This is a genomic window from Ochrobactrum sp. BTU1 (genome assembly GCA_018798825.1).
Lineage (GTDB): Bacteria > Pseudomonadota > Alphaproteobacteria > Rhizobiales > Rhizobiaceae > Brucella.
This window is the reverse complement of record CP076356.1, coordinates 850,739-871,557: the sequence shown is the minus strand read 5'-3', so window position 1 is coordinate 871,557 and position 20,819 is coordinate 850,739. Positions and strand designations below refer to the sequence as shown.

The window sequence follows — 20,819 nt, the reverse complement described above, 5'->3', positions numbered from 1 at the left end:
GCCTTGTGACCGGTTTTTTATACTACCCCAGCTTGTCCCGCCGGTCGGCATACATTCGGCGAACGTTGGTCGGTGCGTCAGCGTCCCTTCAGCCTTCCTGCTAAATGGACTATTTGCATTCCCGCGCAGGCCATGTCCGGGTTTTCAACGAAATTGTGCAGTTGCTGAGATACTTGCGCCGCCGTTTCCGCTGTACATAAGGACCGTCGCACGAGTTCTTCCGATATGTGATCAAAAGATCTCGCGATAATCGACTTATGGGTAGGTGATCTCAGAACCGGCTGAAAGACCTTCATTTCGTCTATTTTGAATCGCGCTGTGATCGCCTCGATAGCCCGTTGGCCAAGACCGTAGTCGATGCCCTTGGATTGCCCGAGTTCAATCGTCAGCTGGTTGGCAAGGTAAACTGCATCGACATGCGGCACCGCGATCATGCCGCTCAGTACAGGTTCGATCAGAACGACGATCGTTTTGTCGGAACAGAACGACTTCAACGTATCAAGATAAGCATTCTCGTCCTGCTGGTGAATGATAACAAACCGGCTGAAGATTATATCAACTTCTAGTGGCAGTCTTTCAGTTTCGCTTGTATGCAGGAAACTAACATTCTCTACATTCGACCTCGCCTGATTCTCATGCGCTGCATTCAACTGCTCGATTGATGCATCTACCGCGAAAATATGGGCTTGGGGGAAAAGGCTCGCAAAGTAGAGCGCCATATGGCCATGGCCACAGCCGAATTCCACTATGGTCTGCGGGCTGAGGTCGTGTATCACGTTGCGAACAAATGTACGGCTGTCGTCGCCATAGACGGAGGCGAGCGCATTAAGGCGCTGGGTGTCGCTTTTACCTGTGGCGAGCGCATAATCTTGTTTAAATTGTAATTCTCTCACCATCGCGAGGCACGTCGGAGTGAGTCTCGGATCCAGATGAGAATTGGACAATGGAAGCACCAAGCCGAGCCCTTCCTGCACCGTGTAAGAGCTGAAACGTCCGACTTCGGCGAAATAGAATTCACAGTCCGTAGTCACGTCATTCTCGGTCTTGCTGATGGTTCCCAAGAACCGAAGCTGGTGTACGTCGATCGTGAGATCGAGTTCCTCCTTCAACTCACGAAGAAGTCCTTCGCGATACGTTTCGCCGACCTCAACGCTACCGCCGAAAACACTGACCTTTCCAGGATTATCGATGCTCGGATCCTGGTCGCGAAGTTGCAGAAGGACCTCCCCTTGATCGTTGAGCAAGAACGCGCCAGCAAATTGCCTCTTCTCACCAGACATTAATGTCTCCCGTCGGTTGGGCGAGGCGTCCGCGCATCTCACGCAACGCTGCAATCAAACCCCAGATTTTTCATCCCAATTACCAGCCATTGCGAGGAGGGATGCGACTTCGAAGTCGAGCGCGATGCGTTACGCTCTTTGAATCCGTCCAGCTTTTTCACCATGGAGCACGGACACATTTTCTGGGATACCATTGTGATCCCGGCGCCACTTTGCGAACTCTGCGATTCCCGCTTCGAGTGGAACAGTGGCAGAAAAGTCGATGCTATGCCGGGCAGCTTCGGGGCAACCGACGCGGTCGGTTACGAAGCTAGGTGCCTCCGGAAGACGATGGATCGACGACTTCGACTGCGTCGCGCTCATTATGCATTTAGCCAAATCCAGTATAGAAGTTGCACGTCCGGTGCATACGTTGAAGATTCCGAAGGGCGTCTCAGACTTGAGCGCACAAACGTTCGCACGGGCGGTATCTTTCACCGAAATAAAGTCGTAAGATTGCTGACCATCGCCGAACACTGTCAGCGGTCTGTCATTTTCTGCGCTATCTAAAAATTTTACGATCACAGAATTGTACGCGCCCCGAGAATCTTGTCGCGGTCCATAGATATTGAAGTATCGCAAACCGACGATTTGCGTCTCGTATAAATGGTGCATAGCCATTGCAAGGTGCTCCAAGCAAATCTTGGTAGCGCCATATACAGTCGTGTTGTTAAGCGGATGCTCCTCTTTCATCGGTTTTTGCACCGCATCTCCGTAAACCGAAGCCGATGAAGCGAAGACAACTTTCTTGATGCCAAGGCGGCAGGCCACCTCAATTACATTGAAACCACCAATCACGTTCTCCTCAACTGCCGAGCGTGGAAATAGTTGAGAAAACGTCAGCCACATTGATGCCAGATGAACAATAGCATCGACGTCCTTTAACGTATCCGTCAGAACGTCGGTGCGCAGTATGTCGGTTGGCGTATCTAGCAGATGGACGCGACTGTCCTCTAATGCGTGCACGATGTTTTTCATCTTGCCACGTTTAAAATTATCGATGATTAATACTTTCGCGACATCTTCTTTCAGAATTGCTTCCAGCGTGTGGGAACCGACGAGTCCGGCCCCACCGACGATTGCGATATTCTTGCCTTCGAGATTCATGATTACGACAAGCCTCCGTGACAACAGTTAACCGTCTGCGATAATCACAACGGATGCCGGACGGATTGCGTCATCGTATCCAATATTCGATAACGCCATTTCCGGGCCTTCGTCGTGATCTATCTCGATGAAGCTTCGATTGTCCGACAAACAACTCAATGGCGACAATAACAAGCTATAGACGTTTCATAAATCCCATAAAGGAGCTCACACAATTAAGTGGTTCACCCACGGAACATCGCGTACCAAACGCCCAATGCGACGATCAGGTCAAAGGCTGGAAGGTGCGGTTCCGAGAACGCTCTGATGTCCGCTGTCAATGATTTAGGCACAGTTAACCACCCTCCTGAACGATCGGTCAAACACAGTAAACGCGTATTGGTGGAGGCGGAACTCCTGGACGTCGGTGATCAAGCTCTGATACGCGGGTTGGATACCGCTTGACCATATTCGATGCGGGCTTGCCTCGCTCAAATAGCGGATATTTATCCCACCGTATGTCGAGGGTTCCCCGATCTTTAGCCGCCATCTCCAGCTTCGTGGGTGCACATTAAGGGCGCTTATGAAAACGCAAGGTGACCGGTGTTGTCACATTGATTTTTCGTCAATCGATTTGCGATAGTCGGGTAGGATGAACAGCTCGTCGCCGACCTACAAGAATCATCGCTTCCCTATTGAAATCGTCGCCCGCGCAATCTGGCTATATTTCCGGTTCAATGTGAGCCTGCGCGAAGTAGAGGAAATGATGCTGGAGCGCGGTGTGGCAGTTTCGTATGAAACAATCCGCCGATGGTGTAGGTCGCACGGTTCCATGATCACAGCGCGGTTACACCGCAAACCGCCTTCTTCCAGCGACGTGTGGCATCTCGACGAGGCCGTCGTTCGCATCGGCGGGAGAAAGTGCTGGCTGTGGCGCGCCGTGGATAAAGACGGATATGTCCTGGATGAAATCGTTCAGGTTAGCCGCAACGCCAAGGCAGCCAAACGATTGCTGGTCCGTTTGCTGAAGAAACAAGGCTTGGCGCCCAAGCGCATCATCACCGACAAGTTGCGATCCTATGGCGCCGCCAGGCGTCAGGTCATGCCCGCCGTTGAGCATCGCTCTCATAAAGGCCTGAACAACAGGGCCGAAAATTCGCATCTGCCCTTTCGAAAGCGTGAACGAACCCGGCAAGGATTTAGGTCGATCAGATCGCTGCAATAATTTGTCTCGATCTTCTCAGCCGTCCGAAACCATTTCGTTCCCGCCAAATCAAATCGCCCCGCTGCCCAGATCCGATCCTTCCGTCAAGCCGCAACTACCCAATGGAGGATGGCCGCGCTGCAACTCGCCTGAAATCCACCTTGCCGCTTATACGCGCCCGCATGGCAAACAACGTGACAGCACCGCCTGCGGGTAACGACGTCCGTATCTGTCATAGGGGTCGTTTGCGGGAAGAGGCGAAATCCTACACCAAGCGCAGCTGCGTAGACCCGCAAAAAGGTGGAAAACGCTCATCCGTTATTCGACTATCTGAAGCCATGGCCATCTCTGCTGGTAGCTTATTGCTTTCTGTCGAAACAATTCCGGTCGGGGGTTGAGCGGATTCATAGCCAGCGTGCCCGAAATGAGATCATGCAAGCCGTAAGGGGCGTATAACTGGCCGGTCTTCGCGTCAATTCCAATACATGTGCAGGAGATTAAATAGCGATCGATGCCTGCGCGCGCGGAATTAAGCTGCGGATAATTACCTCCAAATCGGTCGCGATACCAAAGGTGCACGCGTGCCTGGTTCTTTATCTCAACCTTAATTGGCATGTCTGCCGTTGCTTCAGCAACCCATCGGATCACCCGATCCTCGGCATCCAACGACAGGTCTTGGTCGTCAAAGTAGAATATGTCGTAATCTTTTATGCCCCACGCAGGATCACGGCCAGAAATCTGGTTCCAGACTGTTTGAAACAGGCATCCCGCGGTCAGATGGCACTCTCGTAAGCCCATTGCGGCGAGGCGGCCCAGCAATTTTTCATTGAATGGGTTCAGAAGCACAAGTGCACGAAACTGAAGAGGAGTGATGTCACGGTCGTTGAACTGCTGTCCGCTCACAATCATGCCCCTCAGCCTAGAACGCGCTTACAATAGTCTCTGAGTTCGCCTTTCGGACCCACGTAGCTGTAAAGCGTGACGCGCCCGATGCCGAGTTCCTTGCACAGATCAGAGGCGGACGTGTCGCGTTGCGTCATGGCGACCTGTGCAAGGCGCGCCTGCGCTTTTGTGATGGCGAATTTGCGACCGCGCGCTCTTGGGGCGTCGAGACCGGCCATGGTCCGTTCGCGAATTAGGTCACGATCGAACTCGGCCAGGGTGGCGAAGACACCGAATATCATGGGCCTAGATGCGGCCGTAGTGTCGATCTGAGCGCCCTTTCCGGTTAGCACACGCAGACCGACTTTGCGGACTGACAGATCCTTCACGATGTTGACCAAGTGAGCAAGCGACCGCCCCAGGCGGTCGAGCTTCCAGACCACAAGCACATGGCCGTCGCGCAGAGATTTGAGGCAGGTGGCCAGTTCGGGTCGATCGTCGAAACTGCCGGAAGCACGATCCTCATAATTATTGTTCTGATCGATGCCAGCAGCGCGCAAGTCGTCGTGCAGCAGGTCGAGAGACTGCGAACCATCAGCTTTCAAAACGCGAGCATATCCAATCAGCATGTGTCACAAACGCTGGTTTGAGGCGGCGCGCTAGCCGCAGTTCTTCCCTTAGCTGGTACTGTATCTTAACCAGCATCTTTAACAAAGCATCTTTAACGTAATCTGTCTTGATAAAGGAAAATTGATGCCGCGGCGTGTCACTCTAACCGATCGACAGAAAGACGCGCTGTTGCGTCTGCTTACCTCACAGTCCGGTGAAGATCTTGGGTATATCAGGTTGCGCCGGCGTGCTCACAACAAGTTCGGCTTCGCATTGCAACTATGCGTCCAATCGTTCAGAGAATCGCGCTTTCTCCCACTATTCATCAGAGCGACGCCACGGCGAATTTAAGCTATCGATATTATGCTGATGAATGTGCGGTCCTCATCCAGCCCGTGGAGCCACTTGAGAGCACCTTCATTGGGGCGAGGCTTTGTCACCTCCGACAGAAAGTTCGTATCAAGAAGCAAACTCACAGCGAAAAGTCACGCGGCTCGTCGTGCTGTCTCTCGACATCCAGATTAGCGCCACGCTGAGGCGATGATAATAGAAACTCGGCTAGCGATCCCCTACGTGCGGTTTTCTTCTGCCACTCTTCTGCAGAGACGACCACAACGCTAGGCTTCCCATTGCGGGTAATCGTCTGGGGTGCCAGTTGCGCGCTCCATGACCTCCGAAAGCTTTGCCTTCACGCCAGCGATCGTCCAGTTCGTATCATCATGCGTTGGTGCGCCGCTTCCCCTATAACCATATTGACTACAATGACTATAGTCCGTCACGGGTTTTCCTGCAAATGCCTGAACAGAAGGGGAGGGGGAATTAATGCACGGATGCCTTGATCAGATTCACGCGGAATACTATCGCACACGAAGTAAGATTACTGACTTATCGAAATGACGGCCCTTGAACATCACATAATCCCGGCTTGCTTGAAAACCGGATCATAAATCAGCGACCATTGACGGAAGTTTGCAACAGTTCCTGAAGCTGTCCAGCTGATGGCGTCTTTCCAAAGGCTGCAGCAGATTTCTTGTTTCAACACACGTGAAGTCAACCTTACTATTCGTGTGCTTTGACGACGGCCAAAAAAGCCGGGCCATACCGTTCGAGCTTCGTATCGCCGACACCGGGCACATCAGCCATCTGGGTGCGTGAAACTGGTCGGGCTGTGGCCAGTTCGATCAGTGTTCGATCGTGAAAAATGACGTAAGGCGGCACATTTTGTGAACGCGCGATCTCGAGCCGCTTCTCGCGCAACGCGTCAAACAGCGCCTCATCACGCTCCGAAAGGGCGGATGTTACAGATTTCCTACGCGAAACAGTACCACGCGATGGCTTCGATTTCGGCGGAACACGCAACATGAGCGACTGCTTTGCGCGCAAAAACTGCCTGCCTGTCTCCGAGATCGACAGACCGCCGTGTCCGACAAAGTCGACATCAATCAGCCGCTGCGCGACCAACTGCCGTACGATCGCGCGCCAAGTGTGATTGTCATGCTCGCGGCCGATTCCGAAAGTGGAAATCTGGTCGTGGCCAAAGCGGCTGATACGCTCATCCTCCACGCCAAGAAGGACATCGACAATATAGGCTTGCCCGAACCGTTCCCCGGTTCTGTGAATGCAGGACAATATTTTCTGCGCGGCTATTGTCCCATCGAAGAGGGATGGCGGTTCAGCGCAGGTATCGCAATTGCCGCATGGTTCGCATCGATCACCGAAATAAGACAGCAGCACCTGTCTGCGACAGCGCGCGGTTTCCGCGAGCCCAAGAAGTGTGTCGAGTTTCTGCCGTTCCATCCGCTTGCGCTGATCGGGCGCGTCGGATTCCTCAATGAAGCGGCTGCGCAGGACGATATCGTCATAACCGTAGAGCATCATCGCCTCGGCTGGAAGTCCGTCGCGCCCCGCACGCCCTGTCTCCTGATAATAGGCTTCGATGCTTCCGGGTAGATCGAAATGGGCGACGAAACGTACATCCGGCTTGTCGATACCCATCCCAAAGGCAATCGTCGCCACCATGATGACAGCTTCGTCATGCTGGAACCGTGATTGGTTCGCCTCGCGCGCAGACTTCTCCATGCCGCCGTGATAGCAGAGGACATCGTAGCCCAAGCTGCGCAACCATTCGGCTGTTTCTTCTGTCTTCCGTTTCGAAAGACAGTAAACGATACCGCTTTCGCCCCGGTGATCCTGTAGAAATCGCTTCAACTGCGCGCGGGGATTGTCCTTCTCCATGATCGCGTAGCGAATATTGGGACGGTCGAAACCGGTGATGAAGGCATCGCGCTTTTCAATCTGCAGATGCGACAGGATTTCCGCACGTGTTGGCTCGTCGGCGGTCGCGGTCAATGCCATGCGTGGCGTGTCGGGAAACTGCGCCATCAACACATCAAGCTGCCGATAGGACGGCCGGAAATCATGTCCCCATTGCGAAAGACAATGTGCTTCGTCGATTGCGATCAGCGAAAGAGGCACCTCGCTCAGGCGTTGCAATGTATTCGGTCTGAGCAGGGTTTCAGGCGCCACATAGAGCAGATCAAGCGCCCCATCATGGATATCACGCCATAAGGCCAGCCTGTCATCGCCAGCAAGGTCGGAATTGAGTGCCGCAGCCTTCACACCCGCCTGCCGGAGCGCGGAGACCTGATCGGCCATCAGCGCCAGAAGCGGCGAAACCACGATCCCCATGCCTGGCCGCGCAAGGGCGGGAATCTGATAGCACAGCGATTTACCGCCGCCCGTCGGCATCAGGACGAATGCATTATTGCCGGCTATCGCATGCGATACAATCTCCGCTTGCCGCCCACGGAAGGTATCGTATCCATAAACGGTTTTGAGAATGTGGATGGGGTCGGTCATTATCAGGCATCAATTGTTGTTCAGATTCTGCGCCTACATTCATAGCAGACAGCAGCGGAAAACAAGTCCTTCATCGCAAGTATTGAAGCCTGCGATCACTGCGTCAGTACGCGTTGCGGATTTCAAGCAGTCTTTATCCGAGGCCCCAGCAGACTAAGGGACAAACTACCGATCATGAATGCACTTTCTAGTGATCTGTCCATTAGGCGTCAGATTCTCGCGGTATGAGTTGAGCACGTCGAGTTTTTTTGCGCCTCGATAATCCCATTTCTCAGATCTTCAATAAGCCCACGCGGCAACACTCTGTAGTGGAAGGTACCATCAGGTTCTGGGCGTAAGTCATAGTCCCGCCATGTGAAACGGTTAAGTTCATCAAAACGTATCCAATGCCGCGCGCTACCCAGGCCTAAGCTTTTGCAAACGCTGGCTGGAATTTCGAGCGACATGCTCGCATCAACAGGCGCAGCGTGCGTGATCGGCGATTGCTGTCGGCTGTGCATTTGAAGCGAGTTTCTGCCGGGCCTTAAGACCGTTTTCACGCATCAGTCTCGCCGCGCGGTGACGACTTGCCCGAATGTCTTCTTCATTCAGTTCGACGTGCATTCGAGGGCTACCATAGGCTTCACGTGACATTGCAAACTGATTGCGAATATGCGCCAGAAGACGCGATCCCATGCATAATAGCCACTGATGCTGACACCTGCTAAGGTGCACAAAAGCGAGATATGGTCCTTCTCCGTATCGATAAAAGCAAACTTCATCGACTTGTCTTTCGAGCGAAGAAGGCTGTCGCTTTTTTTGGTTTATCAAGATGCAGCATAATACTATATTATCTGCTGCATGTTTTCCCATGAAATCGTTCAAATGTCAGGAACTATGTAGCAGTTTATTGATATGGCGACGCGGATGTGCCGTCTAAGGTAGATTTAGACACGTCGTGTAAGTTCTGTTGAAATTCGCGGCGCTCCATTCAAAGACAGAACGCCGCAAAGCACTCGCTGAAAACTAGTGAGCAATCAGCTCTTCAACGATCTGCTTTGAATTCAAAGCAGATGGATAATATGTCGGCCAGTTGACAACTTCATCGAGCAGGGCACTGCGGTCATTGCCCCAGAAGAGATGATAGTGGTGTGCCTTCGCTGGATAAATGCCATGATCACTGAACTGGATAAACTGCGGCGCTTTTGCATCGCCTTCTGTCTTCTTAAAGATGAAGCGAACGCCACGATTTCCCTTCTTGTACGTCAGGACTTCATAACCATCGTAAACATAGCGACCTGCAGCTGGCTTGCCATCCTCGTAGAAGGTCACCTTGTCGCCTTCAATAGTGATGCGCTCTACATTCGTTTTATAGCCAGCGTCATATTCTGCCCGAATCTGCTCCGCAGTTTTTTCGTTGCCTTTTGCTTTATGTTTCCAAACAGGGTTAAGACTACCGTCCTGAAGATAAGGATAAACTGACTGCCAGTCGCCTTCGTAATCTGAAAGCGGGCGATCCTTGATCTGGCTATCCTCAAAGATACCTTTGTAAATCTGAGGATCTCCATGGCTATGAGCATCGCCATGCTCATGAACCTTACCGCTGCCGCCAGCAACCGCGATATTGTAGGGTTTGCCATCGACCTTAATGGTGCCAAGCTCCTTCAGGTCAGTTTTTGCAATGCGGCGGACGACTCCGGCATTAGGGTCACTCATAACCACTTCATCACCAGCCATAGCAATGCGCGGGCGTGGATCATTCCAGTGTCCATCCATTGAGTAAGGTTCTGTTACCTTAGCACTTTTGCCCAGTTTTCCTTCCAGAATATCAATTTGATGAAGAGTGCCATCTTCTGTCAGCACATATCCAAACCGGGCATTTGCCGGGTCAAGTGCGAAATCAATGCGGCGGAATGGGAGTTCGATGTAGCGGAAATTCGGCTCATCAGCCGGATCCACGACAACCAGACCTTTAGGCCCGTAGTTTCCGAGGAATACCTGCATACTTCTGGCACCAAGCAGCGTGCCAGTTGTTTGGCCGCCCGGCAAATCCGCTGGGTAAGCCAGCATTTTTGTCTGTGGGCCATCCGGACCCGCAGTCACTGTCAAAATACCTTCTTTACAGCCAGCTGCGAGATAAATGCCGGAGAAAGCCTCTCCGTGAATACCCGTGCATGTCGCAACCTCACCAGCCGGGGTGCCGTCAGCTTGTACAGCCTGAAGACCAACACGTGCTGGAGCCTTGTCGCCTTCGACAGGCTCTTCGGATGCTACGGTGGTGACCCAGTATTTTCCAACCGGTGCAGCAAAGCCATGATGAGGCTTACCCTGCTTCAGCTGACTGCCTTTCAGTTCGCCCTGAGAAAGCTCATAACCATTCAGAATTTCTGCGTAACCACCTTTATCGAAATTGACGACAATTTTCCCATCATGATCGATCACATGAAAAGGCCGCGGTCCCTTAAGAGGTGTATCGATAGCTTTTGGCTCGCTGATATCAATATCCGAATGATCACCATGCGAGTGCAGAGAAATACCGCTGTTAATAAAGTGAACCGTGTCATTATCTGACTCAACAGCAACGATATTGGCGCCATCATTCATGCTATAGAGTTTATTTTGACCAGTCGTTTTGAAATCCCAGCGGTTCTCTGGTTTGCTGAGATCAAAGGCTGTCACCTTCCCATCAGCGTGATCGCCAACGAATACACGGTACAGCGTTACATCTTCATCATCATGGGCAAAGGCAGCTGGGCCGCCGAGGCTAACGGCAATCGCCAGGGCGGACGCGCCCATTATCCAGTGTTTCATAATCAACTCTCCTTAATGATATTACATAACATTTGCCGGCCACATATTAGTGGCATGACTGTTTGAGCTCAGCTTTTGTTGATAGCCGACATGAGGGTTTTGACGTTGTAGCGCATCATATCGATATAGGTTGGCGCTGGGCCATCAGATGGCGACAGCGCGTCCGAATACAGTGTGCCTCCGAGCGTCAGCCCGGATTCCGATGCGATCTGCTCGACAAGACGGCTGTCAGCTATGTTCTCGGCAAAGACGGCGGCAGCACGCTTTTCCCGGATCTCCCGGATCAGCGAAGCCACATCGGCGGCAGATGCCTCAGATTCGGTGGAAACGCCTTGCGGAGAAAGGAAAGCAATGCCGTAATCCCGCTCGAAATAACGGAAGGCATTGTGCGCGACGACAGCGACGCGGTGATCCTGCGGGATCGCGCTGATCTGCGCCTTTATGTCTGTATCGAGCGCTGCGAGCTTTTCGATATAGGCGGCGGCATTGGATTTGTACGTCGCACAATCTTCAGCATCGGCTGCACAAAATGCCTTTTCAATATTCTGGACGTAGATTTTGACATTGGCGACCGATTGCCATGCATGCGGATCATTGGGTGTGGCATGGAAAATCGCTTTGCCATCGACAAAGTGATAGTGCCCACCCTTGGGGTCGTTTAAAATGTTGGCACCGTCGGTGACGGTGGTGACTGGCACCTCTGCCTGGCTGGCCTCAATCAGGCGCTGCATAAAGCCCTCGAGCAGAAGACCATTGACAATGATGACGTCGGCGCGCGCCAAAGCCATGGCATCGGCTGGGCGTGGTTCATAGACATGCGCATCACCATCAGGCCCGACAAGTGTTTTGAGCTCAATGTGTTCACCGCCGACCTGTTGTGCCAGATCGCCAAGGATGGAGAAGCTAGCAACGACTGACAACTTTTTATCTTGGGCAAAGACCGGAGCGCCGAATATGCCGAGCGAGGCGGCGATGAGGCCAGTGAGAAGGAGCGTCCGTTTATTCATGATTTTTCCAATAGCAGTTTGAGATCAAGCGGCTCTGTGAGCAGAGCGAGGTAATCGCGACAAAAGCAGGCCACGTGGGCTTGCAATGACGGATATGAAGTAGATTGCTCCAGCAGAAAGGATGATGGCCGGACCCGAGGGCAGGGATGCGTGATAGGACAACAACAATCCCGAAACTGACGAGAGCACTCCTATAACGACCGAGAGCAAACACATTGCAGCAACATGCTGTGTCCAGAACCGGGCGGATGTCGCAGGTAGAACCATTAATCCGACCGACAGCAATGTTCCGAGTGCCTGGAAACCGGCTACGAGGTTGATGACGACAAGGCCGAGAAAAATGAAATGCACTAGCGAACCAAGCCGGGAAACTGACCGCAAAAATAATGGATCCATACACTCGGCCACTAGCGCGCGCCAGAACAGCCCAAGAGAAACCAGAGTGGTAATAGCAACCAGTGCAATGAGATTGAGTGCATCATTGTTCAAAGCAAGCACGGTGCCAAACAAGACATGCATGAGATCGATGCTCGATCCACGTAATGATACCATCAGCACGCCCAATGACAGCGAGATCAAATAGAAGGCGGCCAAAGAGGCGTCCTCCTTCTGCACCGTCAGACGTGCAACCGCACCAGCCCCGAGCGCCACAAAAATGCCTGCGATCAAACCGCCAATCGTCATTGGCACGATCTGCAACCCGTACATGAGAAAGCCGGCAGCGGCACCAGGAAGAATTGCGTGAGCCATTGCGTCGCCAGTTAAGCTCATACGCCTTAACATTAAAAATACGCCCACCGGACAAGCGCTCAGCGACAGCAGCAGAGCGCCACCAAGCGCCCTTTGCATGAAGGCGAATTCGATGAAGGGAAGGAACAGAGCGTCATAGAGCATGGTCATGCCTTGGCCGCAGCCGCTACGCGCTGACTAGTAATAGCTGGCTTCTCAATTTGTGCATGCTTATGGCCGTGATGGTGATCGTGACCAACCTCTGCGGGTTCACACCACGGAGCATTCTCGTTCCAGGTTTCATGGTAGTGCCTGGCACGTAAAAGATTTTCTGCAGACAAGGTTTTTTGCACCTCGCCCCACGCGATCGGCTGCCGTGCCAACAGCAGCGCTTCCGGAAAATGCTCGCGCACCAGATCAAGATCGTGCACAACGACCATCACCGTACGGTTTTCATCATGCCAACTTTTGATCAGGGTTATCAGATCAATTATAGTGCGCGCATCAACGGCATTGAACGGCTCATCGAGAAGGATGAGATCGGCATCCTGTACCAACACACGTGCAAACAGCGCCCGCTGCATCTGCCCACCGGAGAGTGTATCAATTGATCGCTTTTCAAAGCCCTCCAACCCGACGGCCTTGAGTGCATTGGTGACGGCCTGACGGTCTTCAGCGCGGTGACGACCCAAAACACCACGACGAGGCCACAGCCCAAGCGACACAAGATCAACTACACGTGCGGGGAACGAGCGGTCCAGTTCCGACTGCTGCGGCAGATAGGCAAGTCGAGTGCCAGCCGCTAACGAGCAGGCGCCATCCATGGGCCGCAGCATCCCAACAATACCCTTCATCAGGGTTGACTTGCCCGAACCATTGCCGCCAACAACCGCCAAAAGGCTACCCTTGCGAACGACACCACTCAGATGATGTACAGCAGGATGGCGATTATATCCCAGCGTCAGATCGTCAAATTTCAGGCAGGTATTGGGCATGGATGGTGATCTCTCAGGCAATTGACATCGCAGTGATATGTAATGTTATTACGTTAGTCAATTGCATCGTTATAAGATAACATAACAATCCTATGAAAATCAGAATCTCGTCTGAGCCGATGTGATTTCTGTCAGATTGAAGGATCGTCTTTTCGGTAAAAGCAGTTGATTGTAAGGAGAGGAAGCTTACTCGAAACCAACGTCTCGTACTCTTTGTCCTTGAGGAGACGGAGCGGCCCTTGAGTGCATATCGTATTCTCCACAATCTCCGGCAAGTGGGCTTGAACGCACCTTTGCAGGTTTATCGTGCGCTGGTCCGCTTGATGGATATGGGGCGCGTCCATCGTGTCGAGAGCCTTAGCGCATTCGTGATATGCAGTGATGCCCGTCCGGGGCATGATCGCAGGAATTTTAACATTCCAGATCTGCGATGCGTGCGGTCACGTGGAGGTGTTTCACGACGATCAAGTTGAAAGAGAGCTTTTACGTCATTCTCTCAAAGCCGACTTTAGGACTCGAAAAACCGCGATCGAGTTAAGGGGGATCTGTCGGAACTGCCAATGACTACACAGTAGCCTCAGTATTTTCGGAGACGCCATTTCAAGTAGATCATACTTTTATGTGATCCCTTACTGAATGGCGACGCTTGATGTTTAGTTGGTTCAACCCGTTTTGAAAGCTCGTCTGACGGACTTCACTTATAGCTTGGATTCTTGACTAGCACTCCGAAACCGCAACTACATGTAGTTTGTACTAAAGCTTAGGCGGTTCAATCAGATGCACCAAGGGCAGGGGAATATCCTGCCCTTGGTTGTCCGGATCTCTATCGTTCGCACATGTTACTGCGTATTGTTCACCGGGCTTCGGCTTCAGCCAGAAGGTTAACCGTGCGAAATGGTAACGGTTTTGACGTGCGTAAAGCCATAAAGGGCTTCAAAGCCTTTTTCCCGCCCATGCCCGGATTTACCAACACCGCCAAAAGGCAGCTCAATACCGCCTCCGGCTCCATAATTGTTAATGAAGACCTGGCCAGAATGCAGTTTGCGCGCCATGCGCAGCTGGCGGCCGCCGTCACGAGTCCAAACGCCCGCGACAAGACCGTATTCGGTGCCATTGGCGATCCTTAAAGCGTCCTCCTCACTATCGAAGGGAATGAGGACCTGCACCGGACCAAAAATTTCCTGCTGTGCGAGGGCATGATCCGGCTCTACTTCCGAAAACAGAGTTGGCAGAATGTAGTTTCCTTCGGCCGGTGCATCGGCATGTAGTTTGCCCTGCGCTGCGACGTTGAGCTCGGCGTTTCCACGTTCGATAAAATCAGATACGATTTGCTTCTGCTTTTTGGAAACAACAGGCCCTAGATTGTGCGATTCAACGGCCGGCCCGACCACGAGACCTTCGTAAATCTCGATCATGCGTCGCTTCACATCCTCGTAAATGCCACGCTGTACCAGAACACGAGACGCTGCTGAACAGGTCTGACCGGCATTTTGCATGCATGCGCCCACGAGGACTGGCATGGCCTTTTCGAGGTCGACATCATCAAAAACGATGTGTGGCGATTTTCCGCCAAGTTCCAATGTCACTGGGACGACGTTCTTCGCCGCCGCAGTCTGAATGGCAACGCCGGTTCCGACGGAGCCAGTAAAGGAGATGTGCTGGATTCCCGAATGGCTCGAAAGAGTTGCCCCTACATCTGCGCCATAGCCCGTTACAACATTGAGAACGCCCGCTGGCAAACCAGCTTCGTGCGCGATTGCCGCAAAAGCCAATGATGACAAAGAGGCGTCTTCTGCCGGTTTAAGAACGCAAGTGTTGCCAGCGGCAAGGGCTGCTCCAACGCCACGCCCCAAAATCTGCATTGGGTAGTTCCACGGTATGATGATCCCACAAACCCCATGTGGCTCCCGCAAGGTATAGACGGTGAACCCATCCTGGTAAGGGATGGTCGTTCCCATCAGCTTGTCCGCCGCGCCTGCATAGAATTCGAGATAGCGTGCGAGTGCAATGGAGTCGTTTCGAGATTGATTGAGCGGCTTGCCAACATCCAATGTCTCAATCATGGCGAGTTCTTCGGCTCGCTTGAGCACTAATTCTGACATTTTCATGAGAATGCGTCCGCGCTGCGTCGCAGTCATTCTACCCCATTCGCCGTTTAACGCCGCATTTGCAGCAGAAACGGCCGCATCCACTTCCGCAGGAGTGCCGCGGGCAATTTTCCCAATAATTTCGCCCGTCGATGGGTTTTCAACCGCAATGGTCTCTCCTCCGGCCGGGCTCACCCACTCTCCGTTGATAAAGACCTTGGTGGAATCGATCCACATCAGTTGATCCAGTGCCATATTTTCCTCCAGATAAAATTCCGCCGCCAGATAACGTCGGACATGAATGCGCTATTCTTCAGTAAAGAATGGTTCCACCCTCAGACGCGAATTGTAGATATGAGCTCTCATCGCGTTGCGTGCCGCAAAAGCATCTTTCATGCGAAGCGCCTCAAGGATGGCTTTATGTTCGGTTACAGCATCGGTGGTAATTTTTGTGTGATACCGAATCCGAAATAGATTGGCGTGGATATAAAGACGCGCCATTGCTTCGGCGACAACCTGGTTTCCCGCGATTTTAAGGATATACGCGTGAAACGCATTGTCACGCTCGGCAAAGCGTCCGAAGTTTTCATGATTATTCGTATCAGCAAGCTCCGCCATTTCGTCGCAGAGTTTTTCAACTAAAGTAATGTCGTCCGGTGTCGCTCTTATCGCGGCTAAAGCGGCCATTTCGGGTTCAAGGAGATCGCGTGTCTGATAGACATCGCGAAAATGCTTACCCTCCGGTAGCGCGGCAGCACTAAAACCAGAATTGAATTTTTGTGCAACCAAGCCATCTGACTCAAGTCTAATCAACGCGGCCCGGATCGGGGTTTGTGAAACCCCAAACTGCCGCGCTAAAGCATCGACTGAAAGTCGCTCTCCCGGTGGTATACGCAAAGCAATCAGGTCGGCAAATAGCGCATTGTAAACGGTGTCGCCGATCGGATGTCTTATAGCGTCTCGATCACCTGACACGGTGGCAGGGTCAATCGTGCTGAGTGCCTCTTCCTTCGCCATTATGTGTCCTCCCTGACATGGCTTCATACCTCGGCGCGATCGTGAGGTCAGATTTTGAGCCACCGTATCGTATCGGATTATTGGTGTAAACAGTGTTTCTTGGATTAATCAAAACTGGGAAAAGCAAGCGATAGAGAGATTTTTCAAAATGTGGAAACTTCATTTTCCGTTTTTTGCACGTAGAATGAGTATCCGCTGATTTTATATAATATAACGATATAACAATGACTTATGATGATATCGATAGTTCGGCAGGGTAAATTTATGGAAACGTGGTGATTGAAAAATTTGCAAGATCGCGATAAAAACTGGCTTGCCCTGCGCTTCAATACCTCTAGCATATCCGATATGATTTATCGCCTCAGCAAGTGTTGAGCACCCGAGGAGGGGTGTGAGTGATAAAAGAAAGGAGGACTCATGTCAGGTTATCCGTGGGAAAATGCGCTCAGGTGCCTTTGCGTCTGATTTTTCCTAGTCATCGTAAAGCAATGTAAAAATACCTATTTTTACAACTGATGGGACCAGTGACTAAGGTAGTTAGCTGCAAGGCGAATGCTTCTCAGTTCTGGGTCGGTGGCTTTTGTCTGTCGAGTGGTTGCTACTCGAATTGAGAAGGCAATTTCCAAAATCTCCCTCTATCTACGAAATTCTCTCCGTTATCGGAAAACAGAGTTCTAGGACAACACATGCAAACTGTTGCCAAGGTTGAGAAAACTGCACTTGCGGCTCTTCAAAAAGCTGGGATACCGCGCAATCATTCAGAAATTCAGACGTCTTTCCATCTGGATGCCGAGATGAGAGGAGTGCTGTCCCACGGCCTTCTGCGGCTGCCGCACGTTGTTGAGTGCGTGTTGAATGGTGTGACCGATCCTCTCGCTAACGGTATTCATAACTGGCGCGGTGAAGCGTTTCTTGAAGTGGACGGCCAGCATGGTCTAGGTCCTGTTGTAGCTATGTCTGCACTCGACGCAGCGAGTCAGCGTCTCAAGTCAGCAGGTTCGTGTGTGGTTGCTATCAGCAACTGTGATCACTTGGGAATGCTTGCATGGTACGCCGAAAAATAGCCCGTCAGGGCAAGATCCATGATCACGCCAATCGTGCTGCACCGATCCCAGCTGGCTGGGCGTTGGATGTGGGGCGTCCAGGCGGACGCCTATGGGTCGGTGGATAGAGATTTGCCGTAGCGGTCGAGCACAGCCGCGATGTCATGCTGCATGATCGTTAAGGAACGTGTCGTATGCATCTCGAATGCGATGTCGCGCTCGAACACTGCAAAACAGACCTCACAGGGGTCATGTTGAGAGAGATACGCAATTCCATCCGGCTTGTCCGGATGCTCCCACAATGCGTCAGCCCATATACCGCACGGCTCGTAAGGACCAGTCGAAATCGCGTTGTCGGTGCCTAGTACCTGAAGACCGGCGCCGTGCATCGTAACCATGCGCAGATCCCTCTTGCTCGCGAGCTCCGTCACCGATCTACTGGCGATCTCCCGTTCGGCGACCATCAGCCTCTGAGGATTGCGCAGAATAGTCTCGGCAAACGCGCCAGCGAAAGCATGCCCTATATAAAGCACACCGAAACGGCCACTGGTGCTGTCAAAATGATAGACCGGATCATTACCGGAGCCTGGACCGTAGAAGATCGGGTCAAGCTGTGTCCGATGAATGCACTGCAGAATCTGCCCGGCTTGAATGGTCGTGATCGGCAGTTCTACAGTCTTCAGCAAATCCTGCGGTGGTAGCGCTGTCCCGGACGGTCCTCTTGCCGACGGTGCCATCAGGCAAAGCCCTCGCTGGCATTGGCGCGGATAAGCCGCTCGACCGCGCCGCGATCTCCCTGCCGTAAGGCGTCCAGTGGCGACCGGTCGCCGAGCACATTATCCGGGGCAAGGAGGAAGTCGAGCGTTGCCCATGGGCCATGGTCTTCGAGACCGCGAACCACCTCAGCAATTCCCGGCAAAACCTCACCGTCCCGGAATTGGCAGACCGGGTACTTCCAGTCGCTTCCCTCACGAACGGCGAGGATCGCTTTGCTGCGACGTCGCTTGTCGATCGCCTGACGGGTGATGCCGGCAACCTTGCCAGCGTCCTCAGCGGAAAGGACACCTCCCGCACGCTGGAGCAGCAGCGAGCGATGCTCGACGTTGCGTGCGAGTGCCGGTACCATTGGGTCGAGATCGGCCACCGCCTCCCCGATAAATTCGGGATGACTCAGGATCTGTGCGAGGGTTCCGGCGCCCGTGGGCGCGCCAAGGGCTGCGGTCAGTGCCTTCGATGGGGTTGTCGCGGCGATCCGCTCGAGCGTCGACATGGCGCGGCGCAGAAATGCGGCCTGGACGGAATCCGGGTTCGTCTGGAAACTAAGGACTAACTCAGTTGAATGAACGGAACGAGACATAATGGCCTCCATTGGTTGTTGTGGTATTTAAATCGTAATTCGACCTACCACGTCAACCTACGCGATCCGCCCGCAGGTGCGGCCTTTCCTTGACTGGAAATTAACGATTTCTTCTCATAGGACGGCAACACGGTTTCCTGGGTTTGGGCCTTCCTTGAGACGCGACAGCGCTGCGGGCAGGTCATCAAATTGCACGGCTTCGATAAGCTGAGGGTCAAACAGTCCCTCGCAAATCTGTCGAGCAATTACGGATCCAGCTGCCACGAGTTGCCCCCATTGATTGTCGCAGGCATGAGCGTGCATGGCGTTGAGACCGACTTCATGCAGGGAGATTGTGGTGGTAAAGGCGGGCAGGGGTGCAGTTTCCTGGCGGTCCTGGATGCAGACGAGATGCCCGTTGGCTGTCAGCAGTGGTGCAAGGCTGGCGGCATGGGCGCCGCTGACCATGTCGAAGACGGCATGCAGTATCTGGTACTTTGTTCGCCGCTTCCATTCTTGCTTCCAGCCGTCGTTGCGGTAATCGGTAATGGTGGCTGCGCCGAGCGAAAGCAGACGGTCGGCCTGCGATGCGGAGGCGATGGCGTGGACGATCCACCCCCTGCCACGAGCCAATTGCAATAGCGCGCCGCCAACCGCGCCAGACGCGCCTGTGACGAGCACATGAGCGCCGGGCTGGAGAGGAACTTTGTCAATTGCCTGCTGCGCGGTCAGCCCGGGGCATGGAATTGCAGCGGCCGCGGCAAAGGGCAGACTATCGGGCAACGGAATGGCCGCACGCGCTGGAATGACGGTGTATTCGGCGAAGGAGCCTGGGCGCAGCAAGTCGTTATGATAGGCGACGCGCGCGCCGACACCGACATGGCTGACGCCCTCACCGGTGTCCTCCACCTCACCGGCCCCGTCGACGCCGGGAATATGTGGCCAGGACCAGGCATCATGTCCCCATTGAATGAACTTCCAATCAACCGGATTGAGGCCAATTGCCTGATTTCGGATCAGCACCTCGCCGCGCCCGGGGCGTGGCTTCGGCATATCGCGCAGTTGCAGGATATCGGGATTGCCGGTCGTGTCGTGAACCCAAGCTTTCATGGCATGCTCCTCAGCAAATGGAATAACCGCCGTCGATGGGAATCATCGCGCCGGTGATATATCCAGCGTCGGATGACAGCAGGAAACGCACGACGGTTGCGATTTCTGCGGGTTGCGCCCAGCGCCCCATGGGGATGCGCGAGCCGATGCGTTCGGCCCGCTCCGCGTCGGTCCGCGCCTTTTCGGAAATGCGCGTTTCTACCCAGCCTGGTGCAACTGAATTGACTCGAACCCCGCGTGGGGCCCAGGCAACGGCTTGCGATCGGGTCATCGCGGCGACAGCGCCCTTACTCGCAGTATAGGCTGGCGCACCGGGTGAGCCGAAGATTGCCCACATCGAGGCAACGTTTACGACAGCGCCGACCGCGGCCTCGAGCCGTTCCAACAAACCGGTCGCGAATGCGAAGCTGGCGGTAACGTTGACGCGCATCACCTGCTCGAACGCATCCGTTTCCCATTCCTGCTGATGGCGCAACATGCCGGCGCAATTGACGAGGCAGGCAACTGGGCGTCCCTCCGGCAGAGTGGCGATGCTGGCAGCGGTATCGGTTAGATCGACCTGATGAAAGATGATGTCGGCGCGTAGATCCGCATCCTGGTCGAGACCGAGCGCGATAACCTGGTAGCCCGAATCGGCCAGCAATTCCGCGACCGCCCGGCCGATTCCGGTGCCGCCGCCTGTCACCACGGCAAGCGCCTTCGCGGGGTCTTCAATAGGCATTTTTTCCTCCTGTATTTTCTGTTTC

General features: G+C 53.4%; 16 protein-coding genes and 4 pseudogenes. 3 read left to right on the top strand and 17 right to left on the bottom strand.

The annotated features are described in order from the left end of the window. Positions 1 to 77: 77 nt before the first annotated feature. Together KMS41_23095 and KMS41_23090 are read right to left on the bottom strand one after the other, a co-directional pair. Positions 78 to 1,280: a methyltransferase domain-containing protein gene (locus KMS41_23095; GenBank protein ID QWK80607.1), complete on the bottom strand. Its 1,203-nt coding sequence runs from the start codon at positions 1,278 to 1,280 to the stop codon at positions 78 to 80. 129 nt (positions 1,281 to 1,409) lie between these two features. Further along, positions 1,410 to 2,426 carry an NAD-dependent epimerase/dehydratase family protein gene (locus KMS41_23090; protein ID QWK80606.1) on the bottom strand — a complete coding sequence of 339 codons (1,017 nt, stop codon included), beginning with the start codon at positions 2,424 to 2,426 and terminating at the stop codon, positions 1,410 to 1,412. A 631-nt stretch (positions 2,427 to 3,057) separates the two neighbouring features. Here KMS41_23090 and KMS41_23085 point away from each other — a divergent pair. Beyond that, a pseudogene (locus tag KMS41_23085) lies at positions 3,058 to 3,762 on the top strand (IS6 family transposase). A 165-nt stretch (positions 3,763 to 3,927) separates the two neighbouring features. Here the strand turns inward: KMS41_23085 and KMS41_23080 are convergent. Further along, positions 3,928 to 4,518, bottom strand: coding sequence for a nucleotidyltransferase family protein (locus tag KMS41_23080; protein QWK80605.1), 591 nt, complete (start codon positions 4,516 to 4,518; stop codon positions 3,928 to 3,930). A gap of 5 nt (positions 4,519 to 4,523) precedes the next feature. After that, positions 4,524 to 5,120 carry a recombinase family protein gene (locus tag KMS41_23075; GenBank protein ID QWK80604.1) on the bottom strand — a complete coding sequence of 199 codons (597 nt, stop codon included), beginning with the start codon at positions 5,118 to 5,120 and terminating at the stop codon, positions 4,524 to 4,526. A gap of 124 nt (positions 5,121 to 5,244) precedes the next feature. On the opposite strand from KMS41_23075, the pseudogene KMS41_23070 reads away from it, so the two are divergent. After that, a pseudogene (locus KMS41_23070) lies at positions 5,245 to 5,388 on the top strand (DUF4158 domain-containing protein). Between the two features lie 184 nt (positions 5,389 to 5,572). On the opposite strand, the pseudogene KMS41_23065 reads toward KMS41_23070, so the two are convergent. The 9 genes and pseudogenes from KMS41_23065 to KMS41_23025 form a co-directional block, all read right to left on the bottom strand. Beyond that, positions 5,573 to 5,768, bottom strand: a pseudogene (locus tag KMS41_23065) (type II toxin-antitoxin system Phd/YefM family antitoxin). A gap of 391 nt (positions 5,769 to 6,159) precedes the next feature. After that, positions 6,160 to 7,962, bottom strand: a complete 1,803-nt coding sequence (gene recQ / locus KMS41_23060; protein ID QWK81194.1) for a DNA helicase RecQ — start codon at positions 7,960 to 7,962, stop codon at positions 6,160 to 6,162. 507 nt (positions 7,963 to 8,469) lie between these two features. Further along, a pseudogene (locus tag KMS41_23055) lies at positions 8,470 to 8,759 on the bottom strand (IS3 family transposase). A gap of 205 nt (positions 8,760 to 8,964) precedes the next feature. After that, the gene (aztD, locus tag KMS41_23050) at positions 8,965 to 10,749 is read right to left on the bottom strand and encodes a metallochaperone AztD (protein ID QWK80603.1); all 1,785 of its coding nucleotides are present in this window, start codon (positions 10,747 to 10,749) and stop codon (positions 8,965 to 8,967) included. Positions 10,750 to 10,817: 68 nt separating this feature from the next. Continuing rightward, positions 10,818 to 11,756 (bottom strand): metal ABC transporter substrate-binding protein, encoded by a 939-nt coding sequence (locus KMS41_23045; GenBank protein ID QWK80602.1) that lies wholly within the window; start codon positions 11,754 to 11,756, stop codon positions 10,818 to 10,820. Between the two features lie 24 nt (positions 11,757 to 11,780). Next, positions 11,781 to 12,656, bottom strand: a complete 876-nt coding sequence (locus KMS41_23040; GenBank protein QWK80601.1) for a metal ABC transporter permease — start codon at positions 12,654 to 12,656, stop codon at positions 11,781 to 11,783. Next, positions 12,653 to 13,480 (bottom strand): metal ABC transporter ATP-binding protein, encoded by an 828-nt coding sequence (locus tag KMS41_23035; protein QWK80600.1) that lies wholly within the window; start codon positions 13,478 to 13,480, stop codon positions 12,653 to 12,655. Before KMS41_23035 ends, KMS41_23040 begins: the two co-directional genes overlap by 4 nt. 881 nt (positions 13,481 to 14,361) lie before the next feature. Beyond that, entirely contained in the window at positions 14,362 to 15,822 is a 1,461-nt protein-coding gene (locus tag KMS41_23030) for an aldehyde dehydrogenase family protein (GenBank protein QWK80599.1), read from the bottom strand. 51 nt (positions 15,823 to 15,873) lie between these two features. After that, positions 15,874 to 16,584, bottom strand: a complete 711-nt coding sequence (locus tag KMS41_23025) for a GntR family transcriptional regulator (protein QWK80598.1) — start codon at positions 16,582 to 16,584, stop codon at positions 15,874 to 15,876. A gap of 686 nt (positions 16,585 to 17,270) precedes the next feature. Between KMS41_23025 and KMS41_23020 the strand changes: the two genes are divergently transcribed. Then, positions 17,271 to 17,648 (top strand): Ldh family oxidoreductase, encoded by a 378-nt coding sequence (locus KMS41_23020; protein QWK80597.1) that lies wholly within the window; start codon positions 17,271 to 17,273, stop codon positions 17,646 to 17,648. An 89-nt stretch (positions 17,649 to 17,737) separates the two neighbouring features. On the opposite strand, the gene KMS41_23015 is transcribed toward KMS41_23020, so the two are convergent. The 4 genes from KMS41_23015 to KMS41_23000 all read right to left on the bottom strand — a co-directional run bounded on the left by KMS41_23015 (position 17,738) and on the right by KMS41_23000 (position 20,794). Beyond that, entirely contained in the window at positions 17,738 to 18,367 is a 630-nt protein-coding gene (locus KMS41_23015; GenBank protein ID QWK81193.1) for an RES family NAD+ phosphorylase, read from the bottom strand. Beyond that, positions 18,364 to 18,984 (bottom strand): DNA-binding protein, encoded by a 621-nt coding sequence (locus tag KMS41_23010; protein QWK80596.1) that lies wholly within the window; start codon positions 18,982 to 18,984, stop codon positions 18,364 to 18,366. The genes KMS41_23015 and KMS41_23010 overlap by 4 nt, the downstream gene beginning before the upstream one ends. 114 nt (positions 18,985 to 19,098) lie before the next feature. Further along, on the bottom strand, positions 19,099 to 20,073 hold the full coding sequence (locus tag KMS41_23005; protein QWK80595.1) for a zinc-binding dehydrogenase: 975 nt from the start codon (positions 20,071 to 20,073) through the stop codon (positions 19,099 to 19,101). Between the two features lie 10 nt (positions 20,074 to 20,083). Next, positions 20,084 to 20,794: an SDR family oxidoreductase gene (locus tag KMS41_23000; GenBank protein ID QWK80594.1), complete on the bottom strand. Its 711-nt coding sequence runs from the start codon at positions 20,792 to 20,794 to the stop codon at positions 20,084 to 20,086. Positions 20,795 to 20,819 lie beyond the last annotated feature (25 nt).